We start from the raw sequence: 15,848 nt of genomic DNA, 5'->3' as shown, positions 1-15,848 counted from the left end.
TCATTGCGAGCGCAGCGAAGCAATCCAGAATCTTTCCGCGGAGACAGACTGGATTGCTTCGCTGCGCTCGCAATGACGGAGAATGCGGGGCGAGTGTGCCGGATTTCGGGCAGTGCGAGGGTGCCCTCACTCCCTCAGGTCATACCGGTACGATTTCGACACGATCTGCCAGCCGTCGGCGAGCTTCATCGCCACCAGGTAGTCCGTGAAAAAGCGCGGCGGCAGCTGGCACCTGACCTTGATGAAGGCGGTCTTGTCATCCGAGCGGTCCATGGTGACGATGAAATCCTCGCGCGGCTTGCCTTCGGCCTTGCCGGAAGGGCGCTTGCGGACGCGGTCGAGCCAGTCGGGGACGGTCAGCACCTGAAGCTCGCCCTTCTCGACCCAGCGCAAATCGGCGGAGGGATGGAAGATGGCGCCGAGTTTTTCGGCATCGCCTTCGTAAAGTCCGTCGAAATAGGATTGCACGACGGCTTCGACGCTCGAACGGTTCTGGCTCATGGGTCACCCCTTTGAATGATGGCTCGGGGCGAACTTAGTCGTACGCATCAAAATGCGCTATGGGTGTCTGCGTCAATTGCGCGAGGACGCTGGAATGACCGGATCAGAAAATTCGAACGCTCGTATCCTCACCGGCGAATGCTATTGCCGTGCGGTGCGCTACGAGGTCGCGGACGCGTTCTCTTACGCGCTGAACTGCCACTGTTCGAACTGCCGCCGCACCACCGGCTCCGCCTTCAAGCCGTTCGCCGGGATCGTGCAGGACAAGCTCCGCATCGTCCGTGGCGAGGACCAGCGCCTGATCTATGGCGACGACACAACCCACGACGCGCACTGCGCCCGCTGCGGCTCGTTGCTTTATTCCCGGGTGCGCGAGGGAAAATGGGTCCATGTCGCCATGGGAACCCTGGTTGACGCCCCCTCGATTCGGCCGAGCGCCCACATCTTCGTGGGCTCGAAAGCGCCCTGGCATGAGATCACGGACGAGCTGCCGCAATACCGGGGACACATCGGGGGTGACTGAGCGCATACTTGGCCTGCGCCAGCGAACCGCTATCGCTCCGGCGAGACTAAAGAGTTCCTTGGCAGTTTGCCGGCATCGTCTTCGTGATCTCCATCACAAATGCGATGGCGGATTCTGCTAAGGCAATCCCCAAAGGGCGACCGAATTGCTCCCGATCTCTGGAAGTTCTGTCATGCGTAGCCTGCTCGGACTTTGTCCGCTTTTTCTGGCTCTCTTGTTCGGCGCTGCGCCCGCTCTCGCCGGAAAGCGCGTGGCGCTGGTCCTTGCCAACTCGTCGTATCAGTACGCGCCGTCGCTCGCGAACCCCGTCAATGACGGTGCAGTGATGGCCAAGACGCTGAAGGACGCCAGCTTCGAAATTGTGGAGTCCCGGCATGATCTGTCCGCGTTGGAGACGCGGCGCGTGCTGCGCGATTTTGCCGATGCGACGCGCGATGCCGACATCGCCGTGATCTACTATGCCGGCCACGGCATCGAGGTCGAAGGCTCGAACTATCTGATCCCTGTTGACGCCAAGCTCGAACGCGACACCGATGTCTACGACCAGGGGCTGTCGCTCGACCGCGTCCTGGTCACGGTCGAGCCCGCCAAGCAGCTTCGCCTGGTGATCCTCGACGCCTGCCGCGATAATCCGTTCGGCAAGACCATGAAGCGCACGGTTGTCTCGCGCGGCATCGGCCGCGGCTTGGCCCAGGTCGAGCCGAACAGCCCCAACACGCTGATCGCGTATTCGGCCAAGGCCGGCTTCACGGCGCAGGACGGCGACGGCGCCAACAGCCCCTTTACTATGGCACTGTCGAAGCATCTGACGACGCCGGGCCTCGACGTCCGCCGCGCCTTCGGCTTCGTGCGCGACGACGTGCTCAAATCGACCGGCAACAAGCAGGAGCCGTTCGTGTACGGCTCGCTCGGCGGCGAGGACGTGCCGCTGGTGCCGGTTAAGGTGGTCGCGGCCGCTCCGGTGGCGCCGGTGGCGAACCCGCAGGCGGCCGATATCCGCCGCGACTACGAGCTCGCGCTCCAGGTTGGCAACAGGCCGGCCTGGGAGGCATTCCTGGCCCAGCATCCTGACGGCTTCTATGCGAATCTCGCCAAGCTTCAGGTCGACAAAATCGGTGCCGAGCAGGCCCATGCGGCGGCCACCGAGAAGGCGAAGCAGGCCGAGGCCGAACGCGATCGTCTTGCCGCCCTCGGCGCGCAGAAGGATGCGCAGGCCAAGGCCGCGGCTGATGCGAAGGCCGCCGAGCAGGCGCAGCTCGCCGCGCAGAAGGCCAAGGAGCAGGTGCAGCAGCAGGCAGCCGCGGCCGAGCAGCAGCGCGTCAACCTCGCCGCCGCGGCGCCAGGTGCTGCACCCGCCAGCACGGCGAGCCCCGCCGGCACCAGCGTCGCTTCACTGACGTCGACGACCACGCCGGTCGACCTCAGCCGCTTGGTGCAGACCGAGCTCGGCCGCGTCGGCTGTTTCTCCGGGCAGGCCGATGGCAACTGGAATACAACTTCGCGGCGCTCGCTGTCGCAGTTCAACCGTTACGCCGGCACCAGGCTCGACGTGAAAGTGGCGAGCACCGATGCGCTCGATACCGTCAAGTCAAAGCCGTCGCGCGTCTGCCCGCTGGTCTGCGAGCACGGCTTCAAGGCCGACGGCGACACGTGCACGAAGATCGTTTGCCGTGAGGGCTATGCGATCAACGACGACAATGCGTGCGAGAAGCAGCACATCGCCAAGCCTGCGACGGCCAAGCGCGCAACCGCCAAGCGCGACGACGGCGATGAGCGTCCCGCACGGCAGCGCCGTCAGGCCGGTGGCGCGGCGGGCGGCGATGGTGCCGCAGCGGGCATTGCGGCTGCCGCGAGCGCCGGCCGCGCCTCGGGTGGCGGGCAGATTTTCTGCAATGGCGGCAGCTGCCGTCCGGTCAACCGCGGCTGTCATCTCGAATATCGCGGCGGCGGCGGCCCCGGCAACGACGCCAATGCCGAGGTGTGCAACTAGGACCGCGCCATCGACGCCGTCGTCTCGGCACTTGCCGGGATGACGTCAGTTCGAGATCGCGCTTGCCGCGATGTTCACTGTCAGCGCCAGCAGCGCCGTGTTGTAGATGAACGACACGATGCCATGCGCGGTCGCGGTGCGGCGGATGGTCTTGTCGGTGATGCCGACGTCGGAGACCTGCGCGGTCATGCCGATCACGAACGAGAAATAGACGAAGTCCCAATAATCGGCGTGATCTTCCTTATCGCCGCTCGGAAATTGCAATCCGCCCGGCGGGTGCCGGTAATAATCATGGGCGTAATGCAGCGCGAAGGTCGTGTGCACGGCGGCCCATGACAGCGCGATGGTGGCGATCGCGATGGTCAACTCCCACGCCCCGCGATGCGGCGTGCCGAGCTCAGACATGATCGCTGCGATGCTGGCGAAGGCGCCGATCGCCGTCACCAGCAGGATCACGAAGCGGCCGTCGTCCTGCATTGCGGCACTGCGGCGGATGTGCTGCTGGTCGTTGCACAGCATCATCGCGTAGACCAGCACGAGATAAACCGCGATCAACGCATCCCAGCCGAACAGCAGCCGCGTCACCAGCCGGTGCGATCCCGGCAGCAGCAAGCAGACCAGGATGCCGGCAGCGAGTGCGATAAAGGTGCGCGGCCGCGCGTAAATCAGCCGCATCGGCCGCGACATCTTGCGGAAGCGGACGAGGACGGGATCGTCTTTGTCGGTGGCCATGATGGCTCCAGCCCTCTCGCTCAACTCTCGTTGTCGCCGCAGCGGCGGCCTGCTCCCTCGCCCCGCTTGTGGGGAAAGGGTCGGGGTGAGGGGGCGCCTCCGCAAGGACGGTGAGAGCTGGATTCGCGGAGGCTCCCCCTCACCCGATATTCAAGCTGCGCCTGAATATTGACCTCTCCCCGCAAGCGGGGCGAGGTGAAGATCGTGCACTACATCAGTTCTTCCGCTCGGCGACGAAGCGCGCGGCGGCTTGCAGCACGGCGGCGCGGTCGCCGAAGATCGACACGGCGCCGTCGGCCCGCGCGAGCAGGTCGCGCACGCGCTGCTTGGCGCCTTCGATGCCGAGCTGGGTGACGAAGGTGGTCTTGCCGAGTGCGGCATCGGCGCCGGCCGGCTTGCCGAGGGCCGCCGCATCACCCTCGACGTCGAGCAGATCGTCGGCGATCTGGAAGGCTTCGCCGAGCGCGCGGCCGTAATCGTCGAGCGCCTGATATTCCTTTTGCGAGGCCTGGCCGAGAATCGCGCCGGCGATGCAGCCGTAGCGCAGCAGCGCACCGGTCTTCATCTGCTGAATGCGGGCGACATCGATCGGCTCGTTGCCGCCAAAACGGCCTTCGCCGGCGAGATCGAGAATCTGGCCGCCGACCATGCCGCCGATGCCGGCGCAGCGCGCCAGCGCGCGCGTCAGCAGGAGGCGCACATTGGCGTCGCGGTGGATCTCATCGCGGGTGACGATGTCGAAGGCGAGCGTCAACAGGCCGTCGCCGGCGAGGATCGCGGTCGCGTCATCGGTCTTCTTGTGCAGAGTGGGGCGGCCGCGGCGCAGGTCCGAATTGTCCATCGCCGGCAGGTCGTCATGGATCAGCGAGTAGCAGTGGATGCATTCGAGCGCGGCGCCCACGAGCAGCGCCGCTTCGCGGGGAACGCCGAATACGGCGGCGCTCTCGACCACCAGGAACGGCCGCAGGCGCTTGCCACCGTTCAGGCTCGAATAGCGCATTGCGTCCATCAGTCGCTTGGGACGGGCGATCTCATCGTGCAGGATGTCGTCCGCCAGCAGGCGTCCAAGCAGGGCTTCGGTGTCATCAGCGGTCTTGTCCAGGCGTTTGGCGAAATCGGACGGGGACGTGCCGGTCATCAAGAAGGGCTCCAGAACTAAAATTCGGCGGGACAATCCTTTATGCGCCCGCCTCAGTCAATCGTTTGGAAGGCCTAAAAAGTGCTGGAAAAGGCCAGAATTATCACAGACTTAATGGCGGGATCCGTGGCCGCGTTTCATTTTGCGCCGGAAAGGTCGATTTGCGCATCGTCAAGACCCTGCTGGTAGCGCTCGTGGTCGTGGCTCTCGCGCCCTACGTGATCGCGCCGTTCTACCGCACCGGCCATCCCGTTTCGACGCTGATGGCCTGGCGGTCGCTCCGGGGTGCGCCGATGCATCGGGAGTGGATTGATCTGGCCGCGATGTCGCCCTCACTGCTGCGATCGGTGGTGGCGGCCGAGGACGCCCATTTCTGCAAGCATCATGGCATCGACTGGGGCGCGCTGCGCGAGGCGATCGACGATGCGAAGGAGGACGGTACGCCCTTCCGGGGCGCCTCCACCATCACCCAGCAGGTGGCAAAAAACCTGTTCCTCTGGCAGGGGCGGGATTTCGTCCGCAAGGCGCTGGAATTCCCGCTGGCGCTGTGGATCGATCTCGTCCTGCCCAAGGCGCGAATCCTCGAGATTTACCTCAACATCGCCGAGCTCGGTCCCCAGGGCCAGTTCGGGGTCGAGACGGCCAGCGCCTATGCCTTCGGCAAATCGGCGGCCAACCTCTCGCCTCGGGAGGCGGCACTTCTGGCCTCGATCCTGCCCAATCCGGTCAAACGGAGCGCCCGGACCCCCGGGCCTGGCGTCCGGCGGCTGGCGGGGACCTATGTGGCGAGGGCGCAGGCGAACTCGCTTTTGACCTGCTGGCGGGAAAATCGCTGATTTTGGGCCCTTTTCGGACGTATTTTCCGGTCCAAAAGCCTAGATTTACGGCCAGCCTTCCTCTATAAGCCCGGCCTTGATCGGCATTCAGCTCGCCTCGGTTTGCGGGTGCTGAGCCGTCCCCTCGCGGACGATGCCCTGACAACACCAATCCCTAGAGGATATTGAAATGGCCGTTCCGAGAAGAAAAACCTCGCCGTCGCGTCGTGGCATGCGCCGCTCGGCAGACGCCATCAAGAAGCCGACCTATGCGGAAGACAAGGACTCCGGCGAGCTCCGTCGTCCGCACCATCTCGACCTCAAGACCGGCATGTACAAGGGCCGTCAGGTCCTGAAGAAGAAAGAGTCCTGAATTTAGGACCTTTCTCCGGGCAGGATCATTTCGCCTGCCTGATTTCGGCCACCCAATGAGATATGACAATGACGGCGGCGGAGCTAATGCTTCGCGGCCGCATTGTCCTGTCCGGATATCTTGATCGAGAAGGCATTTCGCCGATGGTCGGTTTCCCGCTGCTCCTGATCCCGCTCGCGGTCTACAACATCATCGCCTTCCTGATGCCGTCCGTGTCCTTTACGGACGTGCTGTTCAGGGTGCCGATGATCACGGGCGAGACCTGGCCGGTCACGCTTGCCGACGTGATGCTCGCGCTCGGTATCGTGTTGCTGCTGTTAGAGGTGGTCAAAGGCGCGCGGCCCGGCTCGAAATTCCTGATGGATCATCTGCTGTCGCTGATCGTGTTCGGTGCCGCCGCGGCCGAATTCGTGATGTGGCCCAAGTTCGGCAACTCCACCTATTTCCTGCTGGTGCTGCTCGCGATGGCCGATTTCCTCGGCGGTATCGCCCAGCGCACGCGCCGCCGCGTCACCTATGTCGCGGAGACGACAGTGCCGGCGCCGCGCAAGGCTAAGCGCCAGGCCGAAGCGGCAGCGGACGACGCGGCGCCCGAACCCAAGTTCGAGCCGGTGTCTGCGCCGGCGGTGCCACCCGCGCCTTCAGCGCAGTCGGTCGCCGAATCCGTGCTGAAGGATCATCCCGCGCCGAAACCCGTGAACCCGCCCTCGCCGGAAATTCCCTCGCCGGATTTGCAACCGGGCAACGGCACGCCGCCGTCTCCCGACGCGCCGCGCTGATCCTTCAAACCACCTGCCGCGTGCGCGCGGTGACGCTCGGAAGCGGGCGCTTGCCGCCATAGGCCGTCTGCGCATCTTCGGAAGAGGCGCGGCGGAGCCGGCTGGCCTGGGGCAGGTGCTCCGCATTGGCGATGAGTTGGGTGACGAAGCTCGGATCGGGACGGGGCAGCGGCGCCTTGTGGACCCACTGCAACGTCGGCAGCAGCGGCACCAGGGCCGTGCCCGTGCCGTTGTCCGTGCAGTCCGATCGATCAGTACTTAACATCGCAATCACCGTTGATCCGGCGAGGCCTGTCGCGTTTCGAGACGCTGGCGCCGGTGCGTGTCATGTACTCGCAAGGCCTATGCCGGCCGGGCCGGTTTGGTTCCGCGGGCCTGCGAAACATGGTTTCCAAATTGTTTATGAACTTTGCCTAGAGTCGGAGTCGAATCTGGCCGTATTCTGTGCCGACTCAGGACTCCCTGCTGTCCCGAAACGAGGCGATTTTGACCCCTGCATTGCCGCAAGCCTCCGACATCCTGGCCGCTCTTGGTCAGGCCGTTTTCGCCTGGGACATCGCCAGCGATTCCATCGTGTGGGGTGAGCAGGTCGCCAGCGTCTTTCCCGGCATCCCGCCCGAGCGGCTCGCGACCGGCGCCGAATTCGCCAAGCTGATCGAGCCCGCGCAGACGCTGCGGACCGCCGCGCTGGCGCAGACCTCGCCGGTGCACGGCGCCGACGGCGCGCCCTACCGGGTCGAATATGGCGTGCGCATGAGCGCCGCCGATCCCGTGGTCTGGATCGAGGAGACCGGCCGCTGGTTCGCCGGCCCCGATGGCCGCCCGGTGCGCGCGATCGGCTCCATCCGCATCAACAATGAGCGCCACGCCCGCGACGAGGAATTGGCCAAGCTGGCTCGGCTCGATCCGCTGACCGGCGAGCTCAATCGTTCCCACCTGATCGCGGCGCTGGCCGAGGCGATCGAGGAGACGACCCGCTTCCGCTCGACCGCAGCCTTCATGCTGGTCGGCATCGATCATCTCGCCCGCGTCAACGACGCTTTCGGCTTCGACGTCGCGGACGCCGTGATCCTCGACGTGGCCAAGCGCATCCGCGCCCGCCTGCGCGGCGGTGACGTGCTCGGCCGTTTCTCCGGCAACAAGTTCGGTCTGATTCTGAAGAACTGCACCGTCGATGACATGAACGTCGCCGCCGAGCGCTTCCTTGCCGGCATCCGCGACGAGGTGGTGCCGACCAAATCCGGCCCGGTCTCGGTCACGGCGTCGATCGGCGCGGTTAGCGTGCCGCGCTATGCCCGCAGCACTGACGAGGCCGTCAATCGCGCCCATGAGACGCTGGACGCGGCAAAACAACGCCGCGTCGGTTCGTTCGCGGCGTGGCGCCCGGATGCCGCGCGCGACGCACAGCGCCGCGTCAACATCCGTGTCACCGACGAGATCGTCACCGCGCTGAACGAGCGCCGCATCAAGCTCGCCTATGAGCCGGTGGTCGCGGCCGCCTCGCGCGACTGCGCGTTCCACGAATGCCTGGTGCGGATGGACCAGGGCGACGGCCAGGTGCTGCTGGCACCCGACATCGTGCCGGTTGCCGAACGGCTCGGCCTGATCCGCCTGGTCGATCACCGCGTGCTCGAGCTCGTGGTCGCCGAGCTCGCCGCCGCGCCCGACATCTGCCTCAGCCTCAACATCTCGCCTGATACGACGATGGATCCGGACTGGTGGGCGGGAATTGAGTCGCTGATGCTGGCCCACCCCGGCGTCGCCGAGCGGCTGATCGTCGAGATCACCGAGACGGTCGCGATCCAGGACATCGATGACGTGCGTGGCTTTGTCACGCGGCTGAAGAATTTCGGCAGCCGCATCGCCATCGACGATTTCGGCGCTGGCTACACTTCGTTCCGAAACCTGCGCAAGCTCGGCGTCGACATCGTCAAGATCGACGGCGCCTTCGTGCAGAACATCACCCGTTCCGCCGACGACCGCGCCTTTGTGCAGACCCTGATCGACCTCGCCCGCCGCCTCGACATCAAGACGGTCGCCGAGTGGGTGCAGGACGAAGAGGCCGCCGCCATGCTGCGCGACTGGGGCTGCGACTACATCCAGGGCCGCCTGATCGGGCTCGCCTCAGCCGACCGCCCATGGGGCACGCCGCCGGACAGCGCACTGCCTGCGGCAGGATAGAGCTGCGTCCCTTGCTTCGTCGGATAACGACGAGCTGCGCGGGGCTTTCCGCATGCTCGCTGTCATCGCCCGACTTGATCGGGCGATCCAGTATTCCAGAGACAGTTGTGTTTAAGCCGAGAGGCCGCGGCGTACTGGATGCCCCGGTCAAGCCGGGGCATGACAGCTGAGTGGGAGGCGCGCAGCTACCCCACGCAAATACCGGGCACCGCGACCTTCTGGAACAGATGCGGGCTCGCGACTGCGGATGCGGGGTAGGCGGCGATCTTTGCGCGGAATTCCGGGTGGGTGAAAGCGGCGCGGAAATGCGCGTTGGATTCCCACACCGCGTAATTCAGATAGGCCGGGCTGTCGCCGACGGCGCGGTGAAGCTGGGTGGAGATGAAACCGGGCTGGCGCTTCATGAAGGCGGCGTCGTCCTGCCACGTCTTGAGGAAGCTCTGCTCATCCTCGGCGTCGAGCGTGAACACGTTCACGAGCACCGCGGGGCCGGTTTCGAGCGCGATCTGACGGTCGATCGGGAAGGCAGGGTCGAGGGGGCGCATGAGGGGCATGACATTGCTCCGGTCAATTTGGTGTCATAATGTCAATTCGACAGTCCCGGATATAGCTAATCGACATCATGATGTCAATACGGATCAATGGTGCCAAATGAACAAGACCAAACGGACCCCGGCGGGCGAAGCGCTGACCGGCCTCATCCTCGACATGTTCCGCGCCAACAGCCTGCTTCTGACCGCTGGCGACCGGCTGGTGACGTCGCTCGGCCTCACCAGTGCGCGCTGGCAGATCCTGGGGGCGATCGCCGACGCCGAGCGCCCGGAGCCGGTCGCCTGGCTCGCCCGCAATCTCGGCGCCAATCGCCAGAACGTGCAGCGCATCGTCAACGACCTCGCGCGTGATGGTCTCGTTGTCTTCGAGACCAACCCGCATCATCGCCGGGCGCAGCTTGTGGTGCTCACCGACAAGGGCAGGCAGGTCTACGACGCCGCCGGCCGCTTGCAGGTCCCGTGGGTCAACGGCCTTGCGGATGGATTGTCGGTCAGGGATATCGACGTGGCCCATCGCGTCGTGACCGCACTGCGAGCCGGTCTGAAAGACGCCGGTGAAGCGAACGAGTAAGCAAGCGAGGCGCCGGGGGACACGAGGCGTACATCGTGTGAGCCCATTTCGGACTCAAATCCGCCGCCGACTCAATCGATGTATCCAAATGCGGTTGGAGGCATGTCCTGAGTTGGGGAATTTGCCATGAGTGATGAAGATTTAATGCGTCATAAGAGACAGAAGCTGATTTCCACTGCCGAAGATACCGTGCGTGACGAGTCTTTCGAACTCTTGTCGCAGCAGCTCTGCGAAGGCGCTAGCTTTTCGGACGATGAATCCCCGTCGAACGACGTTTTTTTGCTTCTTGAGGAGAATGCGCGGCTTCGTGCACTTGCCATCAGCCTTTCCAGCCTGGTCGGAGACCTCTCCGAACGGGAGTGGAGCAATGCGCTCGCATCGGCCGATCGTGCCACGCTCAATCGCCTGAGGTCGTGTCGGGCGTAACGATAGAGAGAGCGTCGCGGTGAAGCGGAGCGTCACGCCACGCGTCTGACCGCGCTCAGTCGCTCGATCGTGCGTCCGACCTCGGCTGCCGGGCACGGCCTGCCGAAATAGTAGCCCTGGACTGCTGTGCAGCCGCATTCGCGGACGAAGTCGAGCTGCTCGATGGTCTCGACACCTTCCGCCGTGGTCTCGACGCCGAGCACGGAGCCGAGGCTGGCGATGGTGCGAACGATGGCGACGCTCTCCGGGCTCTCGCCGAGCGTGCCGACGAAGGAACGGTCGATCTTGATGCGGTCGAACGGAAACTTGCGCAAATAGCTCAGCGAGGAATAGCCGACGCCGAAATCGTCGAGGCTGACACGCACGCCAAGCGCGCGGAGCTGGTGCAGGATCTCGATCGTCGCCTCGCTGTCGTCGAGCAGCGCGGTCTCGGTGACCTCGAGCTCGAGCCGCTGCGGCGGCAGGTCGGCTTCCGCAAGCGCGCTCGCGACCATCGCCACGAGTCCGCGCGAGCGGAACTGCACCGGCGACAAATTGACCGCGACGGTGACATCGGGCCAGGACGCCGCGGTCGCACAGGCCGTGCGCAGCACCCATTCGCCGATCGGGACGATCAGCCCGTTCTCCTCCGCGAGAGGAATGAATTCGGCCGGCGAGACCAAGCCGCGGGAGGGGTGTTTCCAGCGCAGCAGCGCCTCGAAACCGGTGAGCTCGGTGGTGTCGAGCCGCACCTGCGGCTGGAACACGAGGTGAAATTCGCGTGCCTCAAGCGCGCCACGCAGATCGTGCTCCAGCGCGTGCCGGCCGCGCGCCTGTTCCTCCATCTCGGGCTCGAACAGCTGGTAGGCGCCGCGCCCCTTGGCCTTGGCCTGGTACAGCGCAAGGTCGGCGCATTTCATCAGCTCGTCGGCATCGAGCCCGTGATCGGGCGCGATCGCGATGCCGACGGAAACGCCGACATGGATCGACTGGCTTTCCAGCGGCGGCGGGTGGCCGATGATCTCGACCAGGCGGCGGGCGAGCCGTTCCGCCGATTGCGGCTGCGGTCCGCGCTGGAGAACGGCGAACTCGTCGCCGCCGAGGCGGGCGACGGTGTCATGCTCGCCGACATTCTCCTTCAGCCGTGACGCGACCCAGCGCAGAAGCCGATCGCCGGCGGCGTGGCCGAGGCGGTCGTTGACCGTCTTGAAATTATCGAGGTCGAAGCACAGCACGGCCATCGCTCCGCCGGCGATCGCGACCTGGTTCAGTCCCTCGCCCATTTTCTCGCGGAACAGCGTGCGGTTGGGCAGGTCGGTGAGTGAATCGTGCTGCGCCATGTGCGCCACGCGGGCCTGGGCCTTGTGGCGCTCGGTGACGTCCTCATAGGTGACAACCCAGCCGCCGTGCTCCATCCGCTTGTGATTGAGCTTGATGATGCGGCCGTCGTTCAGGTGACGGTGCAGCGTGTGTTCGCCCTCGCGCAGCCTTTCGACATAGTCGGCATAGATCCTCGCGGCGGTCGTGTTCGGATGGATGCCGAGGTCGCAGCTATGCTCCATGATCTCGCGCATCGAGACGCCGGGCTTCACGACATCGGGCGACAGCCCATACATCTCGATGTAGCGGCGATTGCAGACGATGACGCGCAGGCTCGCATCGAGCATGCACAGGCCCTGGCTCATGTTGTTCAGCGCCGCGTCGAAGCGGCGGTATTGCTCGCTCAGCTCTTCGATCGCGCGCTCGCGGTCGGTGATGTCCTCGTAGGTGGCGACGAAGCCGCCCTCGGGCAGCGCGCAGTAGCGCACCGAGATCACGGTGTCGTTCGACATGCGCCGGCGCATCGGCGAGGAATCGTGGTTCGCGATCCTCGCGCTGGCGGCTTCCAGCAGCTGTTGCGGACTGTATTCGGAAGTGAACGCCCCGTTCACCATCGACCGCTCGATCAGCTCGCCGAGATGCGTGCCAGGCCTGGTTTCCTCCGGCGACAGCCGATAGATCTTGCGGTAGGTGGTGTTGCAGACGCGCAGGCGCATGTCGCTGTCGTAGAAGGCGAGCCCGTGCGCCATGTTCTCCAGCGCCGCATCGAGGATGAAGTTCTGTTGCCGCAGCGCTTCTTCGTACTGCAGCCGCTCGGTGACGTCCTCATGCACCGTCACCCAGCCGCCGTCGGGCAGGAAGCGGGACACCGCCTGCACCATCCGGCCGTCATAGCGCATCACCAGCAGGGTCTTCGCTTTCCTGGCGCGCACGTCCTCCAGGCGCGTGTGGCGGAATTCGTCAATCGGCATGCCCGGCAGGTTGCCGCGCGACATCCAGTGTTCGATCACTGAGCAATGCGAGACGCCCGGCTTCACGATGTCGGGGTCGAGATTGTAGAGGTTCAGAAACCGCTCATTGCAGACGACGACACGGCTGTCGCCATCGTACATGATGAGGCCGTGCGACATGTTGGCGAGCGCGTGCTGGCTGCGCTCCGTCTGCACGCGTAATTCCGCCTCGAGCCGGGCGAGGCGGCTGACGTCATCGCAGATCGTCATCCAGCCGCCGCCGGGAAGCGGCTTCAGCTCGAGCGCCATGACGAGTCCGCTCGCCAGTTGCTGCTCCGTGCGGAACGGCTTCCCGCCTGCGATCTGCGCGATCCGCTTCGTATACAGCGCGTCGAGCTCGTCCTGAGGAAAGTTGCCGCGCGCCGCGCTGTGTGCGAGCACCTCGCGGTAGCTCGTGCCGACATGCACGATGTCGGCCGACATGTCGAACAGCGACAGATAGCTCTGGTTGACCAGCACGATCCGGTTGTCGGCGTCGTAGACGCAGACGCCCTGCTCCATGTGATCGAGCGCAAGCTGGCTCAGCCCGACGAGGGCCTGCGGGCCCTCTGCGTGGCGTGCACCAAGCTCGTTATCGCGGATCGGCGTCATGGGATCGACGGGTCTCGGCCGGCAATAGACTTAACGCAACGTAGTTCAGCCACTGAGCGTAGCGAAGAGGCCGGAAAATTCCCTTAAGCGCAGTAGTTTACGGAGGGTGACTGGGGATGCGTAGAGTGTGTGCCGGCGCGCGAATGCGGAAGTGCCTGCAAGCCAGAGTTGGCCGAGAGCCTGCAACAAATCAGGTGTCGTCCCTGCGAACGCAGGGACCCATGACCCCAGGGCGCAGTTTGGCGAAGACTGATCCGGAATGATCTTCCCGCGGTACCGGCGTCTGGGCTCACAGGTAGATCACGCGGTATGGGTCCCTGCGTTCGCAGGGACGACGGCGGATGTTGGGCCCGACCTTACCCTACGGCCCGTACAGCACGAGTTCCGTGTCCGTGAGGTCGCCGAGCTGCGGCCGGTGCGGGCCCTTGAAATATTTACGACCGCGCCGCTCGGTGTAGATGCCGGCGAGGCCGGGTATCGGGCCATTGGAGTCGATCGCCACCGAGATCTTGCCAAGTCGCAGCAGCAGCCGGCCGATGCGGCCTGCGCAGGCGGCGTATTCGGCGGCGCTGCGGCAATAGATCAGCTTCATCGCCGGCGGTGCGATGAAGCCGCGGCGGATGCGCACCGGCTGCAGGACGAAGGGGAACGTTCCCTTCGGCGTGCGGCAGACCAGGCTGAGGCAATTGTAGCGGGCATGCCGCGTGAGGAGCTGCGTCTCGTCGTCGGTCAGCCCCTCGATCGCCTTGGCGTGCTGCGAGATGACCTCGATCTTGCTCCAGCGCGGAGGGCGCGCGAGTGCAGGCACGGAGAAGAAGATGCCGTGGCAATAGGCACGAAAGCCCTGCGTCTCGATGATCGGCCAGGTCCACGGCGCCGGGCTGATGTTGAGATAGGTGACATCCTTGTGCCGCTGCGCGATCTTGGTCAGCAGCGGGGCGTAGTTGCGGTAGGCCGGATCGACATACCAGCTCGACAAATTGCACTGGATGGCGGCCTCTTCGCCGTGCTTTCGCGCCGTGTAGATCAGCAGCAGCACGCCGACGGGCGCGCCGTCATTGTCGAGCATGTAGCCGAAGCGCGGATAGCCCTCCGGCACGGGCCGGAAGGCCTGTCGGCGCAGCCCCTGAATCCAGTAATTGCGCGAGCGGCCGACGAAGCCGCGCGTCAGCAGGTCCGCGACCGCATCGACGTCGGCCTCGGTGATCTCGCGGCATCGGACCTTGGTGTGGATCACGCTCGTTTTACCCGTGGAAATGGGAGGCCTCGTTCGCTCTATCGTTTCAGCATGATCTTTCGGAAAACCGCCCCGCAGTTTTCCGGATCACGCTCTAGCGCCAGCCTTCACCATGGGCATCGGCCGTGGCTAACGGCTGCATGCCCATGATCTCCCGCACCTTGGCGGGCCAGGCGGCGAGATCGGTGCCGTGGGTGTGGAACATGGCGACGGCCAGGCGGTCCATGCCGAAGGCGACGCAGCCGGTGTGGGCCGGTTCGCCATTGGCGTCCTGGATGCCCCAGGTCGTGCCAAAATGTTCGCGGTGATAGTTGAAGCTCATGCAGGCGGTCGGCTGATCCTCCGAGCGGAGCGGGATCAGGAGCTCGAACTTGAGCTGCTGCTGCTTCTGGCTCACTGCCTTGATCTGACCGACGCGGCCGAAGAAGGGGTCGCTGGCATAGTCGACGCGGAAGGTCAGGCCGAGGTCGCGGGCAATCGCCTGCGCGCGCACCATCCAGCGCTCGCGGAAATCGGCGACGTCGTCGGGGCTGCCGATGCAGACATATTCGCGCATCCGGAACGATTGCAGCCGGTCGAGATGTTTCGACGGCTCGCGGCGGAAGCAGTCGGCGGCGACGTCGAAGCGCAGGCCGCCCTTCGGCAAAGGTCCGCGGCTCGCCGCGATCGGATAGACCGGGTAGCACGCGGCGGGCGACAGCACGAGGTCGGCCGGCGAGAGCGATGAAGTCCAGTCGCCGCCGGCGTCGAAGCGGCTCACCGCCGCGTTGATCTCGCGTTCGGTGCCGTGCAGGCCGCAGACGCAGCCGAGCAGGTTCGGAAAACTCTTGAGATAGCCGGATTTCTCGAGCTGGGCCCGGCTCATCACCGGCGGAAAGCGCATGACCTCGGTGCCGGCCTCGCGATCGCTCGTGATCAGCGCGGCGAGACGCTCGACGACGCCCTCATAGAGCGCGGTGCGGGCGTAGACGCCGTCCGAGCCCATGGGGTGGAACAGCTTGTCGGCGAGATGATCGAGCGGATCTGCGATTTGCGGCGCGGTCTCGGGCGAGTTGGGGAGAACAGCAATGTTCATGTTCGACTTCCTGCTATCTGAAATTGTTCTTTTTGGCCGAAAGGCACGTCAGTCGC

16 protein-coding genes are annotated in these 15,848 nt (G+C 65.0%); 8 read left to right on the top strand and 8 right to left on the bottom strand.

Features of this window, described 5'->3' with window-relative positions:
* Positions 1-126 precede the first annotated feature (126 nt).
* A complete protein-coding gene (locus tag AB7Z56_RS41960) occupies positions 127-501 on the bottom strand; it encodes a nuclear transport factor 2 family protein (RefSeq protein WP_231143715.1) in 375 nt (124 codons plus the stop codon).
* A 94-nt stretch (positions 502-595) separates the two neighbouring features.
* Between AB7Z56_RS41960 and AB7Z56_RS41955 the strand changes: the two genes are divergently transcribed.
* Together AB7Z56_RS41955 and AB7Z56_RS41950 are read left to right on the top strand one after the other, a co-directional pair.
* The gene (locus tag AB7Z56_RS41955; RefSeq protein WP_063980022.1) at positions 596-1,024 is read left to right on the top strand and encodes a GFA family protein; all 429 of its coding nucleotides are present in this window, start codon (positions 596-598) and stop codon (positions 1,022-1,024) included.
* 172 nt (positions 1,025-1,196) lie between these two features.
* Positions 1,197-3,014 carry a caspase family protein gene (locus AB7Z56_RS41950; RefSeq protein ID WP_063980021.1) on the top strand — a complete coding sequence of 606 codons (1,818 nt, stop codon included), beginning with the start codon at positions 1,197-1,199 and terminating at the stop codon, positions 3,012-3,014.
* 45 nt (positions 3,015-3,059) lie between these two features.
* Here AB7Z56_RS41950 and AB7Z56_RS41945 read toward each other — a convergent pair whose 3' ends face one another.
* Both AB7Z56_RS41945 and AB7Z56_RS41940 read right to left on the bottom strand, forming a co-directional pair.
* The gene (locus AB7Z56_RS41945; RefSeq protein ID WP_063980020.1) at positions 3,060-3,746 is read right to left on the bottom strand and encodes a DUF1345 domain-containing protein; all 687 of its coding nucleotides are present in this window, start codon (positions 3,744-3,746) and stop codon (positions 3,060-3,062) included.
* Between the two features lie 214 nt (positions 3,747-3,960).
* Positions 3,961-4,884 (bottom strand): polyprenyl synthetase family protein, encoded by a 924-nt coding sequence (locus AB7Z56_RS41940; RefSeq protein WP_063980019.1) that lies wholly within the window; start codon positions 4,882-4,884, stop codon positions 3,961-3,963.
* Between the two features lie 161 nt (positions 4,885-5,045).
* On the opposite strand from AB7Z56_RS41940, the gene mtgA reads away from it, so the two are divergent.
* From mtgA to AB7Z56_RS41925, 3 genes are all read left to right on the top strand, one after another.
* Entirely contained in the window at positions 5,046-5,720 is a 675-nt protein-coding gene (mtgA, locus tag AB7Z56_RS41935; RefSeq protein WP_063980018.1) for a monofunctional biosynthetic peptidoglycan transglycosylase, read from the top strand.
* A 169-nt stretch (positions 5,721-5,889) separates the two neighbouring features.
* On the top strand, positions 5,890-6,072 hold the full coding sequence (gene rpmF / locus AB7Z56_RS41930; RefSeq protein ID WP_028149139.1) for a 50S ribosomal protein L32: 183 nt from the start codon (positions 5,890-5,892) through the stop codon (positions 6,070-6,072).
* A 143-nt stretch (positions 6,073-6,215) separates the two neighbouring features.
* Positions 6,216-6,851 (top strand): hypothetical protein, encoded by a 636-nt coding sequence (locus AB7Z56_RS41925; RefSeq protein ID WP_063985946.1) that lies wholly within the window; start codon positions 6,216-6,218, stop codon positions 6,849-6,851.
* A 4-nt stretch (positions 6,852-6,855) separates the two neighbouring features.
* Here AB7Z56_RS41925 and AB7Z56_RS41920 read toward each other — a convergent pair whose 3' ends face one another.
* Positions 6,856-7,116, bottom strand: coding sequence for a hypothetical protein (locus AB7Z56_RS41920; protein ID WP_063980017.1), 261 nt, complete (start codon positions 7,114-7,116; stop codon positions 6,856-6,858).
* A 221-nt stretch (positions 7,117-7,337) separates the two neighbouring features.
* Between AB7Z56_RS41920 and AB7Z56_RS41915 the strand changes: the two genes are divergently transcribed.
* Positions 7,338-9,032: a bifunctional diguanylate cyclase/phosphodiesterase gene (locus AB7Z56_RS41915; protein WP_063985945.1), complete on the top strand. Its 1,695-nt coding sequence runs from the start codon at positions 7,338-7,340 to the stop codon at positions 9,030-9,032.
* 185 nt (positions 9,033-9,217) lie between these two features.
* Here AB7Z56_RS41915 and AB7Z56_RS41910 read toward each other — a convergent pair whose 3' ends face one another.
* The gene (locus tag AB7Z56_RS41910) at positions 9,218-9,586 is read right to left on the bottom strand and encodes an antibiotic biosynthesis monooxygenase family protein (protein WP_441256817.1); all 369 of its coding nucleotides are present in this window, start codon (positions 9,584-9,586) and stop codon (positions 9,218-9,220) included.
* Between the two features lie 97 nt (positions 9,587-9,683).
* On the opposite strand from AB7Z56_RS41910, the gene AB7Z56_RS41905 reads away from it, so the two are divergent.
* On the top strand, positions 9,684-10,154 hold the full coding sequence (locus AB7Z56_RS41905) for a MarR family winged helix-turn-helix transcriptional regulator (RefSeq protein ID WP_063980015.1): 471 nt from the start codon (positions 9,684-9,686) through the stop codon (positions 10,152-10,154).
* Between the two features lie 126 nt (positions 10,155-10,280).
* A complete protein-coding gene (locus tag AB7Z56_RS41900) occupies positions 10,281-10,580 on the top strand; it encodes a hypothetical protein (protein ID WP_063980014.1) in 300 nt (99 codons plus the stop codon).
* 32 nt (positions 10,581-10,612) lie between these two features.
* On the opposite strand, the gene AB7Z56_RS41895 is transcribed toward AB7Z56_RS41900, so the two are convergent.
* The 3 genes from AB7Z56_RS41895 to AB7Z56_RS41885 form a co-directional block, all read right to left on the bottom strand.
* Positions 10,613-13,480: a PAS-domain containing protein gene (locus AB7Z56_RS41895; protein WP_063980013.1), complete on the bottom strand. Its 2,868-nt coding sequence runs from the start codon at positions 13,478-13,480 to the stop codon at positions 10,613-10,615.
* Positions 13,481-13,841: 361 nt separating this feature from the next.
* Positions 13,842-14,717: a hypothetical protein gene (locus AB7Z56_RS41890; RefSeq protein ID WP_063980012.1), complete on the bottom strand. Its 876-nt coding sequence runs from the start codon at positions 14,715-14,717 to the stop codon at positions 13,842-13,844.
* Between the two features lie 94 nt (positions 14,718-14,811).
* Positions 14,812-15,792, bottom strand: coding sequence for an amino acid--[acyl-carrier-protein] ligase (locus AB7Z56_RS41885; RefSeq protein ID WP_063980011.1), 981 nt, complete (start codon positions 15,790-15,792; stop codon positions 14,812-14,814).
* Between the last annotated feature and the right edge of the window lie 56 nt (positions 15,793-15,848).

The organism is Bradyrhizobium sp. 482_C4_N1_8 (assembly GCF_052075965.1).
In the GTDB taxonomy this organism is placed as follows: domain Bacteria; phylum Pseudomonadota; class Alphaproteobacteria; order Rhizobiales; family Xanthobacteraceae; genus Bradyrhizobium; species Bradyrhizobium barranii.
The sequence above is the reverse complement of the archived record's forward strand: the minus strand, read 5'-3'. Positions and strand labels throughout refer to the sequence as shown.

What these genes read in the sequence shown, in the direction of transcription:
- AB7Z56_RS41910 (WP_441256817.1), bottom strand. Translation starts at nt 9,586, where the DNA reads ATGCCCCTCATGCGCCCCCTCGACCCTGCCTTCCCGATCGACCGTCAG.
- AB7Z56_RS41895 (WP_063980013.1), bottom strand. Translation starts at nt 13,480, where the DNA reads ATGACGCCGATCCGCGATAACGAGCTTGGTGCACGCCACGCAGAGGGC.
- AB7Z56_RS41885 (WP_063980011.1), bottom strand. Translation starts at nt 15,792, where the DNA reads ATGAACATTGCTGTTCTCCCCAACTCGCCCGAGACCGCGCCGCAAATC.
- AB7Z56_RS41950 (WP_063980021.1), top strand. Translation starts at nt 1,197, where the DNA reads ATGCGTAGCCTGCTCGGACTTTGTCCGCTTTTTCTGGCTCTCTTGTTC.
- AB7Z56_RS41955 (WP_063980022.1), top strand. Translation starts at nt 596, where the DNA reads ATGACCGGATCAGAAAATTCGAACGCTCGTATCCTCACCGGCGAATGC.
- AB7Z56_RS41940 (WP_063980019.1), bottom strand. Translation starts at nt 4,884, where the DNA reads ATGACCGGCACGTCCCCGTCCGATTTCGCCAAACGCCTGGACAAGACC.
- AB7Z56_RS41945 (WP_063980020.1), bottom strand. Translation starts at nt 3,746, where the DNA reads ATGGCCACCGACAAAGACGATCCCGTCCTCGTCCGCTTCCGCAAGATG.
- AB7Z56_RS41905 (WP_063980015.1), top strand. Translation starts at nt 9,684, where the DNA reads ATGAACAAGACCAAACGGACCCCGGCGGGCGAAGCGCTGACCGGCCTC.
- AB7Z56_RS41920 (WP_063980017.1), bottom strand. Translation starts at nt 7,116, where the DNA reads ATGTTAAGTACTGATCGATCGGACTGCACGGACAACGGCACGGGCACG.
- AB7Z56_RS41925 (WP_063985946.1), top strand. Translation starts at nt 6,216, where the DNA reads ATGGTCGGTTTCCCGCTGCTCCTGATCCCGCTCGCGGTCTACAACATC.
- AB7Z56_RS41900 (WP_063980014.1), top strand. Translation starts at nt 10,281, where the DNA reads ATGAGTGATGAAGATTTAATGCGTCATAAGAGACAGAAGCTGATTTCC.
- rpmF (WP_028149139.1), top strand. Translation starts at nt 5,890, where the DNA reads ATGGCCGTTCCGAGAAGAAAAACCTCGCCGTCGCGTCGTGGCATGCGC.
- AB7Z56_RS41960 (WP_231143715.1), bottom strand. Translation starts at nt 501, where the DNA reads ATGAGCCAGAACCGTTCGAGCGTCGAAGCCGTCGTGCAATCCTATTTC.